The sequence below is a fragment of the Jeotgalibaca sp. MA1X17-3 genome (assembly GCF_021513155.1).
Taxonomy (GTDB): Bacteria; Bacillota; Bacilli; order Lactobacillales; family Aerococcaceae; genus Jeotgalibaca.
Genome location: NZ_CP090983.1, coordinates 1,857,844 through 1,874,337, shown reverse-complemented (window position 1 = coordinate 1,874,337; position 16,494 = coordinate 1,857,844). Strand labels below are relative to the sequence as shown.

14 protein-coding genes and 1 pseudogene are annotated in these 16,494 nt (G+C 35.0%); 11 read left to right on the top strand and 4 right to left on the bottom strand.

Features of this window, described 5'->3' with window-relative positions; genetic code table 11:
* The first annotated feature begins 126 nt into the window (after positions 1-126).
* Both LZ578_RS09395 and LZ578_RS09390 read left to right on the top strand, forming a co-directional pair.
* Positions 127-1,665, top strand: a pseudogene (locus LZ578_RS09395) (phosphomannomutase/phosphoglucomutase).
* A 45-nt stretch (positions 1,666-1,710) separates the two neighbouring features.
* Positions 1,711-2,556, top strand: coding sequence for an aldo/keto reductase (locus LZ578_RS09390; protein ID WP_235144936.1), 846 nt, complete (start codon positions 1,711-1,713; stop codon positions 2,554-2,556).
* Between the two features lie 98 nt (positions 2,557-2,654).
* Here LZ578_RS09390 and LZ578_RS09385 read toward each other — a convergent pair whose 3' ends face one another.
* A complete protein-coding gene (locus tag LZ578_RS09385; RefSeq protein ID WP_235144935.1) occupies positions 2,655-4,022 on the bottom strand; it encodes a hemolysin family protein in 1,368 nt (455 codons plus the stop codon).
* Between the two features lie 351 nt (positions 4,023-4,373).
* Between LZ578_RS09385 and LZ578_RS09380 the strand changes: the two genes are divergently transcribed.
* The 6 genes from LZ578_RS09380 (at position 4,374) to LZ578_RS09355 (ending at position 12,201) form a co-directional block, all read left to right on the top strand.
* On the top strand, positions 4,374-6,455 hold the full coding sequence (locus tag LZ578_RS09380) for a PBP1A family penicillin-binding protein (protein WP_235144933.1): 2,082 nt from the start codon (positions 4,374-4,376) through the stop codon (positions 6,453-6,455).
* A gap of 148 nt (positions 6,456-6,603) precedes the next feature.
* Positions 6,604-6,963 carry a YlbF family regulator gene (locus tag LZ578_RS09375; protein WP_235144928.1) on the top strand — a complete coding sequence of 120 codons (360 nt, stop codon included), beginning with the start codon at positions 6,604-6,606 and terminating at the stop codon, positions 6,961-6,963.
* Positions 6,964-7,141: 178 nt separating this feature from the next.
* Positions 7,142-8,389 (top strand): DNA repair exonuclease, encoded by a 1,248-nt coding sequence (locus LZ578_RS09370; protein ID WP_235144923.1) that lies wholly within the window; start codon positions 7,142-7,144, stop codon positions 8,387-8,389.
* Positions 8,386-9,003 (top strand): AAA family ATPase, encoded by a 618-nt coding sequence (locus tag LZ578_RS09365; protein ID WP_235144918.1) that lies wholly within the window; start codon positions 8,386-8,388, stop codon positions 9,001-9,003. Before LZ578_RS09370 ends, LZ578_RS09365 begins: the two co-directional genes overlap by 4 nt.
* 397 nt (positions 9,004-9,400) lie before the next feature.
* Positions 9,401-11,209: an ATP-binding protein gene (locus tag LZ578_RS09360; protein ID WP_235144914.1), complete on the top strand. Its 1,809-nt coding sequence runs from the start codon at positions 9,401-9,403 to the stop codon at positions 11,207-11,209.
* A gap of 26 nt (positions 11,210-11,235) precedes the next feature.
* Positions 11,236-12,201 carry a 3'-5' exoribonuclease YhaM family protein gene (locus LZ578_RS09355; protein WP_235144913.1) on the top strand — a complete coding sequence of 322 codons (966 nt, stop codon included), beginning with the start codon at positions 11,236-11,238 and terminating at the stop codon, positions 12,199-12,201.
* A gap of 53 nt (positions 12,202-12,254) precedes the next feature.
* On the opposite strand, the gene LZ578_RS09350 is transcribed toward LZ578_RS09355, so the two are convergent.
* The 3 genes from LZ578_RS09350 to LZ578_RS09340 form a co-directional block, all read right to left on the bottom strand.
* A complete protein-coding gene (locus LZ578_RS09350; RefSeq protein WP_235144909.1) occupies positions 12,255-13,217 on the bottom strand; it encodes a peptidylprolyl isomerase in 963 nt (320 codons plus the stop codon).
* Positions 13,218-13,482: 265 nt separating this feature from the next.
* Positions 13,483-13,824 carry a YtxH domain-containing protein gene (locus tag LZ578_RS09345; RefSeq protein WP_235144907.1) on the bottom strand — a complete coding sequence of 114 codons (342 nt, stop codon included), beginning with the start codon at positions 13,822-13,824 and terminating at the stop codon, positions 13,483-13,485.
* A complete protein-coding gene (locus LZ578_RS09340) occupies positions 13,821-14,261 on the bottom strand; it encodes an HIT family protein (protein WP_235144904.1) in 441 nt (146 codons plus the stop codon). The genes LZ578_RS09345 and LZ578_RS09340 overlap by 4 nt, the downstream gene beginning before the upstream one ends.
* Positions 14,262-14,417: 156 nt before the next feature.
* Between LZ578_RS09340 and LZ578_RS09335 the strand changes: the two genes are divergently transcribed.
* From LZ578_RS09335 to LZ578_RS09325, 3 genes are read left to right on the top strand one after another with little or no spacing between them, the layout of a single operon-like run.
* A complete protein-coding gene (locus tag LZ578_RS09335) occupies positions 14,418-15,152 on the top strand; it encodes an ABC transporter ATP-binding protein (protein ID WP_235144903.1) in 735 nt (244 codons plus the stop codon).
* On the top strand, positions 15,149-15,340 hold the full coding sequence (locus LZ578_RS09330) for an ABC transporter permease (protein ID WP_235144901.1): 192 nt from the start codon (positions 15,149-15,151) through the stop codon (positions 15,338-15,340). Before LZ578_RS09335 ends, LZ578_RS09330 begins: the two co-directional genes overlap by 4 nt.
* A complete protein-coding gene (locus LZ578_RS09325) occupies positions 15,316-16,374 on the top strand; it encodes an ABC transporter permease (RefSeq protein WP_311198620.1) in 1,059 nt (352 codons plus the stop codon). The genes LZ578_RS09330 and LZ578_RS09325 overlap by 25 nt, the downstream gene beginning before the upstream one ends.
* Positions 16,375-16,494 lie beyond the last annotated feature (120 nt).

Sequence of the window (16,494 nt, the reverse complement as noted above, 5' to 3'; positions counted from 1 at the left end):
AGCCTTCCGAATGAAGAAAGACATCCAATTATTTCCAAATAAGATTTCCCATTTTGGATTTTCTATGTCAAAACATTAAGAAAAGGTTATAATAAGATTATCATATGGTAAAAAAGGAGATTGAAGATGACTGAAAAATTAGATTTACAAGCGTTACAAAATGGGTCGGATATCAGAGGGATCGCTATCTCGACTTCTCACCAAGAAGAAACTCTCACTCCAAAACGCGTGTCAAAAATTGGCTATGGTTTTATGAAATGGCTAATTGAAGAAAAAGAACTGCCATCTACATCAGAAAAAAAGATAAAAATTGCGATTGGACAGGATAGCCGTCTTTCTGGCGATGACATGAAAGCAGCTTTGATAAAAGGAATGCAAGACTTCGATGTTGAGATTGTAGATTGCGGATTATCAACGACACCTGCTATGTTTATGTCTACCATTTATGAAGGATTTCAAGTAGATGCTTCCATTATGATTACAGCGAGTCACCTTCCTTTTGAATACAATGGATTAAAATTTTTCACAGCTTCGGGGGTGCAGAACATGAAGACATTGAACAAATTCTAGAGTTTGCAGCAGAATTACCAGAAGAAGTCACCTTTCAATTAAAACAAGAAGTTATTGAGAAGGATTTATTATCCGTTTATGCAGCAGATCTAGTTGAAAAGATTAGAAAAGGGAATTCCAAATAGTGCTCATCCAGAGAAACCTTTATTAGGCCGTCATATTGTGGTGGATGCCGGAAATGGGGCGGGTGGATTTTTCGTAGAGCAAGTTTTAAAACCACTAGGAGCGGATACAGAAGGAAGCCAGTTCCTTGATCCAGATGGAACTTTTCCTAATCATGAACCAAATCCAGATAATAAAGAAGCTATGAAAAGTCTCCAAAAAGCAGTGATTGCTTATGAAGCTGATTTAGGTATTATTTTTGATACGGATGTGGATCGATCCGCTCTCGTGGATGATGAGGGGAATGTTTTTAATCGTAACAATCTAATTGCATTAATTTCAGCGATTTTATTAAAAGAAGAACCAGGGGCAACTGTTGTTACAAATTCAGCTACTTCAAAGCATTTAGAAACCTTTTTAAATAATTTAGGTGGAACGTTAGATCGATATCTAACGGGATATCGAAATGTAATCAATCGAGCAATGGAACTGGATGAAAAAGGTGAAAATGCTGTTTTAGCAATTGAGACGAGTGGACATGCTGCCTTAAAAGAAAATTATTATTTGGATGATGGGGCTTATCTCATTGCTAAATTATTAATGGCAGATGCTACGTTACTTTCTGAAAACAAGAAATTGAGTGATTTAATTAGTAAGTTGAATCAGCCAAAAGAAACACTAGAATATCGATTTACGATTATTGATGAGGCAGTGACGGAGACGGGAAATCAAGTCATAGATAATTTTAAAGAGTTCTTAGAGCAACAAGAAGATTTAGCCATCGTAAAAAATCACTTAGAAGGAATTCGGGCTGATTTTTCTGGGAAATATGGGCAGGGATGGTTTATTTTACGAATGAGCTTGCATGAGCCTCTTTTAGTTTGGACGATTGAAAGTGATGAAGAAGGAAAACTCCCTCAATTAGAAGAAGAGCTTCTACCATTCTTTATGGAACAAGAAGGATTAAATCACGATAAAATCAAACGAAAATAACGAAAAGAGGCCCCATCGACTATACTTGTAAAGGGTGAATAAAATATGATAATACCAGATATTACTTTGTATAATGGCGTAAAAGTCCCCCAAATTGGTTTAGGTGTTTTCTTAATGGAAGAAGAAGAGGAAGCAAAATGGGCAATCCAACGAGCAATAAAGACGGGATATCGTCATTTTGATACGGCATCCATATATGGGAATGAAGAATTCCTAGCAAAAGCCCTACTGAAAAGTGAAATGAATCGTAACGAATTCTTTTTAACTTCAAAAGTTTGGAATAACCGACAAGGGTATTCACAAACGAAAGAGGCTTTTCAGGAAAGTATTGATAAGTTACAAACGGATTATTTGGATTTGTATTTGATTCACTGGTTTGGGGTAGATGTAAAAGGGACATGGCGTGCAATGGAAGAGTTGTATGAAGAGGGGAAGATTCGTGCCATTGGTGTGAGTAATTTTACAATTGATCATTTAGAAAGTATGAAAGAATTTGCTCGGATTATGCCTATGATTAATCAAGTAGAAACGCATCCCTATTTCCCACAAAATGAGTTACGCGATTATATGCAAAAAGAAGAGATTGCCCATCAAGCTTGGGGTCCATTAAGTCAGGGGAAGAGTGATTTACTGATGCATCCTCTCCTTTATGAAATAGGGAAAAAGTATGGAAAGACACCTGCACAAATCACTTTGAAGTGGCACACAGAAAGGAATACGATTGTTATTCCTAAATCGGTTCACTCTAGACGAATTGCAGAGAATTTTGATTTATTTGATTTTACTCTCACAGAGGAAGATATGAAAGCGATTGAAGAAATGAATATGGAAGCACGTTTTGGAAGAGACCCTCTAGATTGGGAGTTTGTCGAACGAACATCGAGAGAGTAAGATTCATGAAGGAGACATCTGGGCTGTCTTTTAATCAGGCTTTAAGGAAGAACTAACAAATAGGAAAGAGGCTAGGACAATGTCCTAGCCTCTTTATGCTATTCTTCATTTTTCGTTTCAGTTGTTGATTCTAAAGTGGGTTCATCTTTTTTTTGATGAGACTCCTGAATAAAGATATCGATTAATAGGAGAGTATTCTTTTGTTTTTGAATCACTTTAAAAATCACTTTATCGAAATCGATTTCATCACCAACTTGGATGTCATATTTTTCATTGAGCATCCATCCCCCGATTGTATCAACATTTTCTTCTTCTATTTTTAAACCAAAAAGATCGTTGACATCATCAATCAGCATTCGTGCCGTAATTCGATAATGGTCTGTTCCTAATTTGATAAATTCAGGTTGGTATTCTGTTTCAAAGTCATCGGAAATATCCCCAACAATTTCTTCTACGATATCTTCCATGGAAACTAATCCACTCGTACCCCCATATTCATCCATCAAAATAGCTATTTGATTGTGTTCGCGTTGCATTTTTACAAGTAAATCTTTTATTGGTAATGTTTCAATCACGGTAATAACCGGCCGAATATAATCTTGAATAATAAATTCTGAAGTCGTTTGGTCCCGCACTGCTTCGACATAAGCAGCAAAAATCTCTTTGGTGTTGATCACGCCTAAGATATTATCTTTATCATTTTCAATCACTGGATACCGAGTATATTTTTCTGCCCGGACTTTATCTGCGATGTCATCTAATGTATCTTCAGACCAAACGGTTGCCATTTCTGTTCGTGGAATCATAATTTCTCGAGCCATTCTTTCATCAAAATTAAAAACATTTTCAACAAATTGATACTCTTCGTGATTAATTTCTCCACTCTTCAAACTTTCACTCATAATCATTCGTAACTCTTCTTCCGAAACGCGGTCATCCGACTCAGAAAAAGTAGCAAAACCCATTGCTTTAGATATTCCGTTTGCAGTTTTATTTAATATAAAAATAAGTGGGTACATGACTCGATACCACACACTCAAAGGACCAGCAATTTTTAATCCAAGTTTTTCTGTTTTGGTGATTGCGATATTTTTCGGAACTAACTCACCAACGATTACTTGAATAGAAGTAAGGATGGTAAATGAAACAAAAAATGATAAGATGGTAGAGACACTTTTTGGAAGTGTGAATTGATCAAATAAATTATCGAAAATCCGTTTAAATGTAGGATCTCCTAACCAACCGAGAGCTAATGAAGTAATGGTCACACCTAATTGAGTTGCGGACAAGTAGCTATCTAATTTCATCGTCATTTCTTTAAGCTTTTTGGCTTTCAGATTTCCATTCTCAATTAAAAAATTTAAACGAGAAGGACGAATTCGAACGAGTACATATTCTGCCATCACAAAAAAAGAGGCAATGAGTAAGATAAAAAAGAATAGAAATAAACCGGTTGAAATCTTCACTTTGCATCGCTCACTTTATAGTAAAATGAGCTTTCACCTCCTATGATGTGTATTCCTCTGTAAGGGACACGCTTGGGCAAAGCTGGTTATCTTTTAATACGTTCCGATAATAAATCACGGACTTTCTTCTCTATATTTTAATGGAAAATTAATATCAATAAAAGCTATGTATGCTAAAATTATAAATCAAATAACTAGTTTTGCAATCTAATTGAGCTTATTTCAACTATTCTTATCTATTTTATTAAAAAAATCGTACTTTAGTATGTTTCAGAATGAAAAAATAATTGGTATGGTAAGAGATCAGGAACTATAAAAATTGAATATTGAATTTAGTAAGGGATGAAGCAGATGAAAGAAGAAACAAAAGAAAAAATAAAGTTATGGATCAAACGTTATTTTGTGAAACTACAAAATTTTTGGCGACGATATCGATTTAATAAATTAATTATCCTTCTGGGTTTGTGCATGATTTTAGTGGGAAGTAGTTATTTTGTTTTTCTTGCGAAGACCGCTGATGTAGAAAATTTAAAGAGTGGCTTACAGGAAACGACCATCGTGTATGATCGATATAAGGAAGAAGCCGGAGAGCTTTATTCACAAAAAGGAACCTTTGTCCCCATTGATGAGATCTCATCAAATATTCAAATGGCGGTTGTTTCAACGGAAGATAAACGGTTCTACAGTCATAAAGGAGTTGATCCTATTGGGATTGGCCGAGCGGCTGTTGGATTTGTCATCAATCGTGGAAATATTGTAGGTGGAGGATCGACCATCACTCAACAATTAGCTAAGAATGCCTATCTATCTTTAGATCAAACGCTCATTCGAAAAGCTAAAGAATTATTTTTATCTTTTGAAATAGAAAAACAATATGAAAAAGATGAAATACTAGAAATGTATCTAAACAACTCTTACTTTGGAAGTGGAGTTTGGGGAGTGGAAGATGCTTCAAAAAAATACTTTGGAAAATCAGCAGCTGAAGTTACGATGGCAGAAGGTGCTGTGCTAGCAGCAATTTTGAAAGCTCCTAGCTATTATAATCCTTTAGATCATTATGAAGAGAGTATCGAACGAAGAGATTTAATTCTTCAACTCATGGTAGATAACGAGATAACTGACCAAGAATCAGCTGACCTAGCGATGGCAGAAGGAATTTATCTAAACGATCAATATGCCAATAATCGTAATTATCAATATCCTTTCTATTTTGATGCGGTTATTGACGAAGCAATTCATGTGTATGGTTTTGAAGAAGAGGACATTATGAACCGCGGTTATAAAATTTATACGGGTCTCGATCAAGAGTATCAAATCCAAATGGATCAAACGTATGAAGATGCCTATTTTGTTGATGCAGAAGATGGAACGTTAATGCAGAGTGCATCTGTAGCGATGCATCCAGAAACAGGAGATGTCCTAGCAATCTTAGGAGGAAGAGGGGAACAGGTTTTCCGAGGGTTCAATCGAGCTACTCAAATGAGAGTCCCACCTGGATCAACAATTAAACCTCTTTCTGTTTATACGCCAGCGTTAGAAAATGGCTATGATGTGGATTCAATGGTGATTGATGATGATACGTTAACGTATGGTGAAAATAATGATTATTCAGTAAAAAATTATGACTTATACAGTTCTTATGAAGAGATGCCTTTGTATCAAGCAGTAGCAGAAAGTAAAAATACAGTAGCTGCTTACTTATTGGATAAGATGGGCATTCAAAAAGGAATTAATAAATTAAAGAAATTTGGAATTTCTGTGAGTCCAGAAGATGAAGTGTTAGGTCAGGTAGCTCTTGGCGGTATGGATGGCGTTTCTCCTTTACAAATGGCAAGTGCATTCGGGACATTCCCTAATAAAGGGATTCGTACAGAAGCGCGTTTTATTACGAAAATTGTTGATTCTACAGGGGCGGTTGTTGTTGATAATACCGAACCGAAAACAACTCGTGTAACTACTCCAGAAGTTTCTGAAAAGATGACGAGTATGTTAATGGAGGTATATGCTCCAGGGGGAACTGGCTATGGCGCTCAACCTTATAATGGTATGTTAATTGCCGGTAAAACAGGAACATCAGAATTAGATGCAGAAAATACGATTAATCGTTCGAAATGGATGATTGCTTATACACCAGATATGGTAGTAGCAACTTGGATTGGATTCGATGAAACAGATGAGGTCCACAATTTGAATGGAATTGGGATGATGTTTTATGATCTCTTTAGTGCCGAAACAGGGAACTTATTGAGTATTAGTCCCCAAACTGAATTTACAGTGGGTGGAGCAGCAGAAATCAGTGGACAAGAGACGACTACAGATGGAGGTTGGAACAACCCACTGAATGACTTTATTCAAGGTGTCGATGAGTTTGGTCAAAGAATTGAAGAGGGTTCTAAAAAGATATTCGATTGGGCTAGAAATGTTTTTAATTAATAGTGATCGAGTGAAAAAACTAGTTTTTATCTTTATCCATTTTACAAAAAAGACTCCTGGAGTAGCGAACGTACTTTCGTAGTTTTTTATGGTAATGTTTTTTTAAACATGTTATGATTAATACAGTAAATTGTAAAGGATGGATGTTATGAGTAATATATACGATCTTGCATATGAATTAGAAAAAGGGTTACGCACACAACCTTCTTTCCTAGAATTGACTTCAGCGTATGAAGAAGTAAAAGGAAATGAAGAAGCGTACGCTTTATTTCAGGAATTCACTGCAATGCAACAAGAACTACAAATGAAACAAATGAGTGGAGAAGGTCTTTCTGAAGAATACATCGAGCAAGCTCAAGAAATTGCTGGACGTGCTTCAACTAACGAAATGATCCAAAAAATGATGACAGCAGAACAACAACTGGGAACAGTTATTGAAGATGTTAACAAAATCATTATGAAACCTCTACAAGATTTGTATACAACCGAAACAACAGACGCAGAGTAATCTCGTCCTATAATTAAAAATAAGCAGGCTTTGACTTTTCGTGATCCAAGGGCTGGCACAAAAGAACCCATTATTATTGCAGAAATTCTGCTAGGGACACTAGCCAGCTTTTCGATGGAAAAGGCAAAGCCTTTTTTTGTTTTATACTAAAATACTGATTACAGAAAGGAGAGAAGCAATGATTCGATTTATTCATACAGCAGATTTACACTTGGATAGTCCCTTTAAAGGCTTAAAACGAATGCACCCTCATTTATATGAAAAGGTCTACCAATCAACTTTTCAATCTTTTTATCATATTGTCAGCAAGGCTATTGAAGAAGAAGTAGATTTTTTGTTGATTAGCGGAGATATTTATGATGAGGAAAATCAGAGTGTCAAAGCCCAAGCTTTTCTTCGTGATCAAATGGGAAGATTAAAGGCAGCTGGAATACCAGTTTATCTATCACACGGAAATCATGATTTTTTAGGAAGAGAAACCTTGAAACTACAGATGCCGGATAATGTGATGATTTTTGGTACAGAACCTGAAACGGATGTATGGACAACAAAATCTCAAGAGAGAATTGCTATTACTGGCTTTAGTTATCAAACTCGTTGGGTAAAAGAACGAATGATTCAACAATATCCTAATCGGAAAAGTGATGTTGATTTTCATATTGGAATGCTCCATGGTTTTTTAGAAGGCTTAGAATCATCAGAAGGAGTCTATGCCCCATTCTCCATTCAGGAATTAAATGGTAAACAGTATGATTACTGGGCTCTTGGACACATTCATAAACGAGAAATCCTCCAGGAATCTCCTCCTATTATTTATTCGGGGAATATTCAAGGAAGAAATCCCAATGAGCTAGGTGAAAAAGGTGCTTATTTGGTAAGCTTAGAAAAAGGACGTTCTCCACGTTTGGAATTTCTTCCTACGTCTCCTATTATTTGGAAAGAAAAGCTGGTTTCTTTAAAAGGAGTGAGCAGTCTTCAAAGCTTGTTTGCTAGAGTAGAAACAGAAATCGAAGCAGCGGCAAAAGAAGAGCAAGGTGTTTTTCTTTCGATAACCATCGAAGATCAAGAAGAGTTACCTGAAGAAGTTATTGAGAAAATACAAGATGGTGATCTTTTAGAAGGCTTTAACCAAGATGATCATGAACCTTTTGTTTATCTTTACAAATTGAAAATTGCCCCAAAAAAGAAACAAGTCCCTTTTTCTTATGATCAAAAGATGCAGGAAAGTTTTGAAAAAAGTGGACAAGATTTGAAAGAAGGAGAAGTCTTTCGCAAAAAACTTCGAGACCTCTTTAAAAATCAAATCGTGCGTAGTCGTTTTTCTGAACTAGAACAAGATTCACTATTACAAGAAGAAATCCTAATAGCTGCTCAGGAGTTGCTGTTCGAAGATATCTTTTTTGAGGAGGAAGAGGATCGAAGTTGAAGATTACAAAAATTGAAATTTATGGATATGGAAAATGGCTTCATCAGGAATTTAATAGCTTGAAAGACATGCAAATTTTTCTTGGAAATAATGAAGCAGGAAAAAGTACATTATCTTCTTTTATTCATACGATGTTCTTTGGCTTTCCTTCTGCTCGAAAAAAAGATACAAATTCTTATGAACCAAAAAAAGGGGAAGCGTACGGTGGGAAAATATTCCTAACGGGGACCCGGTTTGGAACGATCATGATTGAGAGAATGAAGGAAAAGAACCGTGGGAAGGCTACTCTAACATACGAAAATGGAAAACAAGAAGTAGTTGATTCTTTAGCAGCTTATCTCTTAGGAGTTGATCGAGAAACATACGAATTACTTTATACATTTAAAATTGACAGCTTACTGGATTTAAATAAAGTGAAGAAAAATGATTTAAATCGACACTTGCTTAGTGTGGGAACAACTGGAAGTGAAAAACTACTTCAATTGGCAGATGATTACCGAAAAGAAGCTCAAAAAGAGTTTAAGCCTACCGGAACGGTGCCACCTTTAAATAAAAAAATTCAACAAACAGAAAACCTTCTTCTAAAATTAGAACAAGCCAAACAAAAAAAATAGTACGTATGAATCTTTTCTTCTAGAAGCTAGTCATATTCAGGAAAAAATTGAAGCCATTCATTTCCTCCAAAAAGATTTAGAAAGTAATAATCTTGAGTTATCTGAAAGTATTCGATTAAATGATTACTATCAAGAGTGGCTACATTTAAATAAAAAAATTGAAGAAGTAGATACAAGTATTCTTCCTCCCGATGCCCAACGTACGTGGGAAAGACTCCAGAGTAAAATTTCAGACGATCTTCAAACTCAGACCACGTATCAAGAACGGGTTCATCATTTAACTAAACAAAAAGAGGAATATTCACATGTAGAATGGTTTAAGGAGTATCAAAAAGAGTTAACTGCCCTACAACATGAAATACCTCAAGCAACTGCTCAATTTAATCGTAAACAGTTTTTGCAACAAACAATAGAAAAAATACAAGTGGAATTCCAGCAATTAAAAAGAGAAATGGGACTTGAAGAAGAAAAAACAATCGAACCTCTAGATGAAGAAAGTCGGAATGAAGCAGTAGCTCTACTGAATAAGGAAGAAGAGCTTCTCGAAAAGAAAAAGGAAATTCAACAACAGTTAGATCGTTGTGAGTCACAATTAAAGATAGTTGAACAGCGAATTGAAGGTGTGAAGCCGGATTTAGTGAGTGAGGATGTTTTTCAGAAATGGCAAAAACAAGCCGATCTACCAAAGGAAAACTCAAGCGTAGTTCCATCAACTAAAAAAAATAAAACGTTAATGATTATAGCGATTTTATTAGTTATGATAGTAGTGCTAGTAGGAGTTTTTGTTCCTTCCGCATTTTTATATACAGTATTATTCTCTGCTGGTTTCCTTACTATAGTAGGAATCATCACGTTGAGAAATCAGAATAAAAATACTAAAGAAATTCAAATTGAAGAAGCAACTCCTTTTTCAATGCAAACTTATATTCAACAAGCGACGCTACGGGAACGTTTGGTTGAGTGGAAAGTGGAAGAAGAAAGTGAACAAGAACAACTCATTCAGTTATTGAATCAACAAGAAGAAATGGACATGCAGTTGGAAGAACAAGTTCATAAGCAAAAAAAATGGCTTCAAATAGGAGGCTATCCTCTCTCTTTTACAGTGAGAAAAATTCTAGATGAAGATCCTGGGGAAATCCTTGCTAGAAAAAGAAGAGTTCTCGAAGAAAACCAACATCAATTGGAAGCCATAGAAAGACAGTTAGAAGTTTGGAAGAATCATTCTGCCTTTGTTAGAGAACATTTTGGATTAGAGCACCTTAATGATGTAGAATTTCTCAATCAGTTTACAGAAATTTATCAATCTGTTGTTTTAGAAGAAAGTATGTCTAGAAATATTCAAGATAAATATGTAGAAGTAAAGCGGGAACTGGATGAAGTTCAAGGAAAGTTAAAAGATAATCAAGAAAAAAGAAGCCAAATTCTTCAAAAAGCTCATGTAGAAACAGAAGCTGAATTTTATCAACTTCTTCATGCAAAAGAAGAGCAACGCAATCAAAAAAGACGGAGAGATTTCCTGGGAGAGCAATTAATAGGAAAAGAAGAGATTTTGAAAAAGTATCCACAAAAAGAATCTGCAGAACGTTTCCTAAAAGAAAACCAAGAGAAACTTCAAAATTTACAAAGTGAGTTAAAGACTTGGCAAAGAAAAGAAGTTTCAACTCGTCATGAAATCGACGAATTAGAAAAAGGTGGAACGTATAGTTCTCTTTTACAAGACTACGCTATGTTGGAAACAGAGATGAGAGAAATGATTATTGAGTGGGGCAGCAAAGTGATTGCGGCAGAATGGGTAGAAGAAACTCTTCGAGAAGGCCGAAATGATCGACTCCCCATTATCTTAGAGGATATGAATGCTTACTTTATTTTATTAACGGACAACATGTATTCACGGATTGCTTTTCAAAAATCGGGACTGAAAGTGCAACATAAAGATGGAACCATTTTCAAACCTCATGAGTTATCTCAAGGAACAATCGAGCAATTATATATTGCCATGCGGTTCGCTTTTATAAAAAACACATCGGATATTGCTAATTTACCAATCCTTATAGACGATAGCTTTGTAAACTTTGATGAAACTCGTAAGCAAGCGATGTTTTCTTTGATGCAAGAGTTAAGTGAAACTGTTCAAATTTTCTTTTTTACATTTGATAAAAATGTCTATGAAGTTTTCACCAACGAGCAAGTCTATATGCTACACTAAACAGATAGAAGGAGAGGAGTGGAAACATGACAAAAAAGATTTATGAATATGAACTGGATGAAGCTTTTGAAATTTATTTATTAATTAAAAGTGCAGATGTTCGTTTGGCAAAAAATAATAAGCCCTTTATTGCTTTTACATTTCAAGATCGAAGTGGCCAAATAGATGGGAAATTTTGGGATGCGAAAGAGGATGAGATCAATCGATTTCAGGCTGGAACCGTAGTAAAGGTTTCTGGGAAGAGAGAGTTGTATCAAAATAATCCTCAGTTAAGAATTACTAAAATGAGAATAGCACATGAAAACGAGGCGGTAGCGCCTGAACATTTTATCGAAAGAGCACCTTTACGCACGGAAGAAATGGTTGAAGAGATTAATCGCGTTTTATTTGAAATTACGAGTGCACCGATTAATCGAATTGTTCGATACATTTTGAATAAATATCAAAAAGCATTCTTTGATTTTCCAGCAGCGAAGAGACACCATCATGCTTTTGCGGGTGGATTAAGTTATCATACCGTTTCCATCCTTCGTCTTGCTGAAACGATAGCAAAGAATTATACGGGAATCAATCACTCTCTTTTATATGGTGGAATTATTTTGCATGATATTGGTAAAACCATAGAACTAACAGGTGCACTTTCAACAGAATATACATTAAAAGGGAATTTAATTGGACACATCGTATTAGTTGATGAAGAAATAACAAAGGCTTGTGAAGCTCTGAAGATTGAGGAAGATACAGAAGATGTTATTCTTTTAAAACATGTTGTTCTTGCTCATCACGGGAAATTAGAGTTTGGCTCACCGGTTGTTCCTCATCTTTTAGAAGCAGAAATTATTCATCATTTAGATAATTTGGATGCATCTATTAATATGATTGATACTGCAATACAGCGTACAAAACCTGGTGAATTTAGTGAAAGAGTTTTTGGATTAGGGAATAGAAACTTTTATAAGCCATCGGAATTGGTAGAACCAGATAGTAAATAATCATATAGAAAAAGGCCATACGCAAATGCGTATGGCCTTTTGGCTGATTCAATTTATTCAGCAGACTCTTCAGTTTCAGGAGTGGACTCTGTAGTAGCAGATTCTTCAGTTTCTGTAGTAGCACTATCTTGCGCTTCTACAGCTTCTTCTTCTACTAGGAAAGGAGCCATGATATCTTTGAAATCACTATCGTTGACTTTAACATCTGCATCCTTAACAATTTCAGCAAGCTTGCCATTGAAAAATGCTGCATCCTGAATTTTTTCTTGAATAATGATATCTTTTAGTTGTTCTGTTTCTTCTTCAAGTGTACCTTTTTCAGGCTTTTCAAGCATTTTAATGATGTGGTATCCATATTCAGACTCAACAGGAGTATCAGTAACTTCTCCTTCATCCAATGTATAAGCTACTTCTTCAAATTCAGGAACCATTTGGCCTTTACCGAAGAATCCTAGATCTCCACCATTTTCAGCAGATCCATCTGTTGAATTTTCTTTAGCTAATTCAGCAAAATCAGCACCTTCATTAATTTGTTTAATGAGATCCTTCGCTACATCTTCATCATCAACTAAGATATGTGCAGCATTTATTTGTGGTTCATAACTTTCGTATGCAGCAGCAAGATCTTCATCAGTAATTTCTGTTCTATTTTTGATTGCTTCAGGCAATAATTTGTTTAAAAGAATTTGTTGTTTGTAATCTTCGATGCTCGCAAATCCCATTTCTTGGATGAACCCTTTGAAAGCTTCTTCTCCGCCAACTGATGCCATTGATTCTGTAACTTCTGCATCTGCTTCTTTAGCAAATTCATTTGTGCCAGCTTCATTTTCGAAAATATTAATTAAAATCATTCGTTGAAGAGTTGTTTCTCCAACAGAGTCTTTCATTGCTTCGTAAAACTCATCTTTAGTAATCGTTTGGTTTCCTGCAGATGTAACTACATTCTCGCTAGTAGAACAACCTGCTAGAGTTACAGCAGTTAATAAGGTCACAGTTGATAGGGTTAATTTTTTCATAAATAGGGCACTTCCATTTCTATAATCTGATTTTATCGTAGGTTAAAACGAACTTTAATTACTATATCATAAACTAAAAATAAATGACAAGAATTCTTTAAAAACGCTTTAAAGCTTCTAAAAATATTCACAAATACTGTAAGAGATAGATTTTTTGTGATAATTTCTATTAGAAAAACGAATGCGGTCAGATAGATATACCTGTCTGCATTCGTTTTTTATGTGTAGTCAATATCCATTCTTATTTTCACACGAGAGAATGGTCTTAATATTTTTCTGATTCTTTTTCAACATCATCCATAAGTTTAGAAAGACTATCGGTTACACGTCTGATTCTGGGTTGGTTTTTTTGAGCAAATTCTGTTACAGATTCAGCTAAGTCTTTGGTAGCTGTATTGGCTACTGCCATTCCTTCATCAGAAAGGGTAGACAAAGAATTTTGTAAACCTTTCAAATCTCTACTAAGATTATCAACAGCTTCTTTATTCTCATTCATGTATTGTTGTAATCGACGACGGTTTTCGGAACCACTATCTGGAGCATTCAATAGTCCAAGTAGTCCACCAACACCTAATCCAAAAAATATTCCTTGTACAAATTTACTCATGATTTTTCCTCCAATTTAGATATGATTGTATCTTTTATCTCTGTAAAGTTTTCTGAAGAAAGGGTGTCTCCTTTTGTCTCCCATTTGAGGCCGAATCCATCTAATGAATCAGTGGCATAGCGAGGAATCAGATGGAAGTGGGAATGAAAAACAGATTGACTAGCAAATTCTCCATTGTTATTTAAAAGGTTTAGTCCCTTAATTTCTGGATCAAACAAGCGTACAGCTCGAGCAATTTCTGGGATCTTTGTAAACACGCGTGCAGCTAAATCTTCATCATATTCAAAAAGATTAGCTACATGTTTTTTGGGTATAACAAGAGTATGTCCTTTGGATACTTGTGATATATCCAAGAAGGCAAGAATATCCTCATCTTCATAAATCGTATAGCTAGGAATTTCCTTATTAATAATTTTACAAAATATACAATCTGTCATTCAGGAACCTCTTTTCTATAAAATAAATTCTTTTGTATCACTCAATATCTTTGCTAATACTTTACCATAAAGAAGGAAAACTGCCGAATTATTTCCATTATGAAGTGGGTGACCTATGTTATAATGAACGAGACTAATTTTGAGAGGATGCAAAACATGACACTTGAACTAATAAATGTAACAGGAGGGTATACTTCTGTTCCTGTAATTAAAAATGTTACTTTTAAAGTTGAATCGGGAGAACTGACTGGATTGATTGGCTTGAATGGTGCGGGAAAGAGCACAACCATCAAACATATCATTGGTTTTATGCTACCATTTTCAGGACAGATTACTATTCAACAAAAGGAATTGAAAGAAAATCCAGAGCAATTTCGACAATCATTCGCTTTTGTGCCAGAGTCACCCATTTTATATGAAGAGCTTACTTTGCAAGAGCATCTAGATGTGACGATGATGGCATACAACCTTTCTCCAGAAGAAGGAATGAAAAAAGCAATGCGTTATATAGAAGCTTTTCGTTTAGGCGACAAACTTGATTGGTTTCCTGCCTATTTTTCAAAAGGAATGAAACAGAAAGTAATGCTTGTTTGTGCGTTTATGGTTGATGCACCGGTTTACATTATTGATGAGCCATTTTTAGGACTTGATCCACTGGGTATTCATACCTTTCTAGAAATTGTTCGTGAAAAAAGAGAGCAAGGTGCGTCCATTTTAATGTCTACACACGTTTTAGCTTCTGCAGAAAAAGAATGTGATAATTTTGTTCTCCTTCATAATGGGGAAGTAAAGGTAAAAGGAACGATGGATGATCTCCAAAAAGAAATGAAGATGCCAGGAGCTACTTTGGATGAATTGTATATCCAGTTAACAAAAGAGGAGTCTTTATGATGAATTTTGAAGATTTATTAAAGAAAAGACGAAGTGTACAATTTAAAAAAATGAGTCGGTATATGAAATATATCTTTAATGATCATTTTGTGATTGTCATGTTCTTTCTTTTGGGTGCTCTAGCTTTTCAATATTCTGAACTTTTAAAAACGTTACCTACTGAATTTTTTGGGGAAAAGTTTTTGTAGCGATTCTGTTATCAGTAGCAGTTTCTATAGGAGCCTTATCATCATTAGTTGTGGAAGCGGACCAAGTTTTTTTATCCAGTATGGAAGAAAAATGGCAAGTGCATTTAAAACAAACCAAAATAAAAAGTATCTTACTACCAGGTTTTATCCTACTCCTATTAACTGGGATTAGTATTCCCATTGTTTTTAGTGGAGAAAAATTTGGCTGGATGGAATTCTTACCGATTTTTTTAACAGCATTTGCTTTAAAGTGGATAGAATTTGACATTCAAGAACTAGAAGCCAGAATGGGTAGTGAAAAACTCGGAAGAAATTTACGTATGGGTCTGTTCGCATCTTCTATTCTATTGTTCGTAATAAGCTTTTTTGTTAATCCTTGGTTATCATGGGGATTGGCTATGGGACTGGCCTATATAGGAAATAGGTGGCTACAAAAAAGCATGATGGAAAAACATTCGTTAGTTTCGTGGGAAAAATTAATCCAATTAGAGGGAAGACGTGTTGCCAAACTAAATCGCATCATCAATCTCTTTACAGATGCTCCTCATACTAAGAATCATGCAAAAAGGAGGAAATATTTAGATTGTTTTGTCCACATTTTTTCTGGAACAAATAATCCCTACCAATATTTGTATAGCAGGATCTTCTTTAGAGGGAATAGTTATAGTGGACTTTTTTTCCGCTTAACTATTATTGGTTTTTTGGTTTTGATGTTTGCTTCAATTCCAGCTGCAAGTATATTTTTAAGTATCCTTTTTTTGTATTTAACCGGCTTTCAAATCCTTCCTCTTTACTTTCAATTAGATGAGCATATATTGGTTCATCTTTATCCACAACAAAGGGATAAACGATTTAAAGGATTTAGAAAAGTAGTTATGTATCTTCTTCTTGTAGAGAGTATTTTATTCACTGTTGCCGTCTCTTTGGGTGCTGGTTTAGATACAGCTATATTTTCATTCCTTTTAAATTTAATTTTTATAATTCTTTTTCATTCCTTTTATATTGGGAAAAGAACAAAAAAACGTGACAACTAGGCATTTTAAAGTAGTTTCCTTTCTAGTAGAGTTAAAAAGGAACAGGATGTTTACCTTGACGGAACGCATAAATAAACCTAAAATATAAATACGATATCTGGGAGTATCTCTTCTCTTAGA

Coding starts and splice junctions, on each gene's coding strand:
- LZ578_RS09390 (WP_235144936.1), top strand. CDS start 1,711: ATGATAATACCAGATATTACTTTGTATAATGGCGTAAAAGTCCCCCAA.
- LZ578_RS09380 (WP_235144933.1), top strand. CDS start 4,374: ATGAAAGAAGAAACAAAAGAAAAAATAAAGTTATGGATCAAACGTTAT.
- LZ578_RS09375 (WP_235144928.1), top strand. CDS start 6,604: ATGAGTAATATATACGATCTTGCATATGAATTAGAAAAAGGGTTACGC.
- LZ578_RS09370 (WP_235144923.1), top strand. CDS start 7,142: ATGATTCGATTTATTCATACAGCAGATTTACACTTGGATAGTCCCTTT.
- LZ578_RS09355 (WP_235144913.1), top strand. CDS start 11,236: ATGACAAAAAAGATTTATGAATATGAACTGGATGAAGCTTTTGAAATT.
- LZ578_RS09350 (WP_235144909.1), bottom strand. CDS start 13,217: ATGAAAAAATTAACCCTATCAACTGTGACCTTATTAACTGCTGTAACT.
- LZ578_RS09345 (WP_235144907.1), bottom strand. CDS start 13,824: ATGAGTAAATTTGTACAAGGAATATTTTTTGGATTAGGTGTTGGTGGA.
- LZ578_RS09340 (WP_235144904.1), bottom strand. CDS start 14,261: ATGACAGATTGTATATTTTGTAAAATTATTAATAAGGAAATTCCTAGC.
- LZ578_RS09335 (WP_235144903.1), top strand. CDS start 14,418: ATGACACTTGAACTAATAAATGTAACAGGAGGGTATACTTCTGTTCCT.
- LZ578_RS09330 (WP_235144901.1), top strand. CDS start 15,149: ATGATGAATTTTGAAGATTTATTAAAGAAAAGACGAAGTGTACAATTT.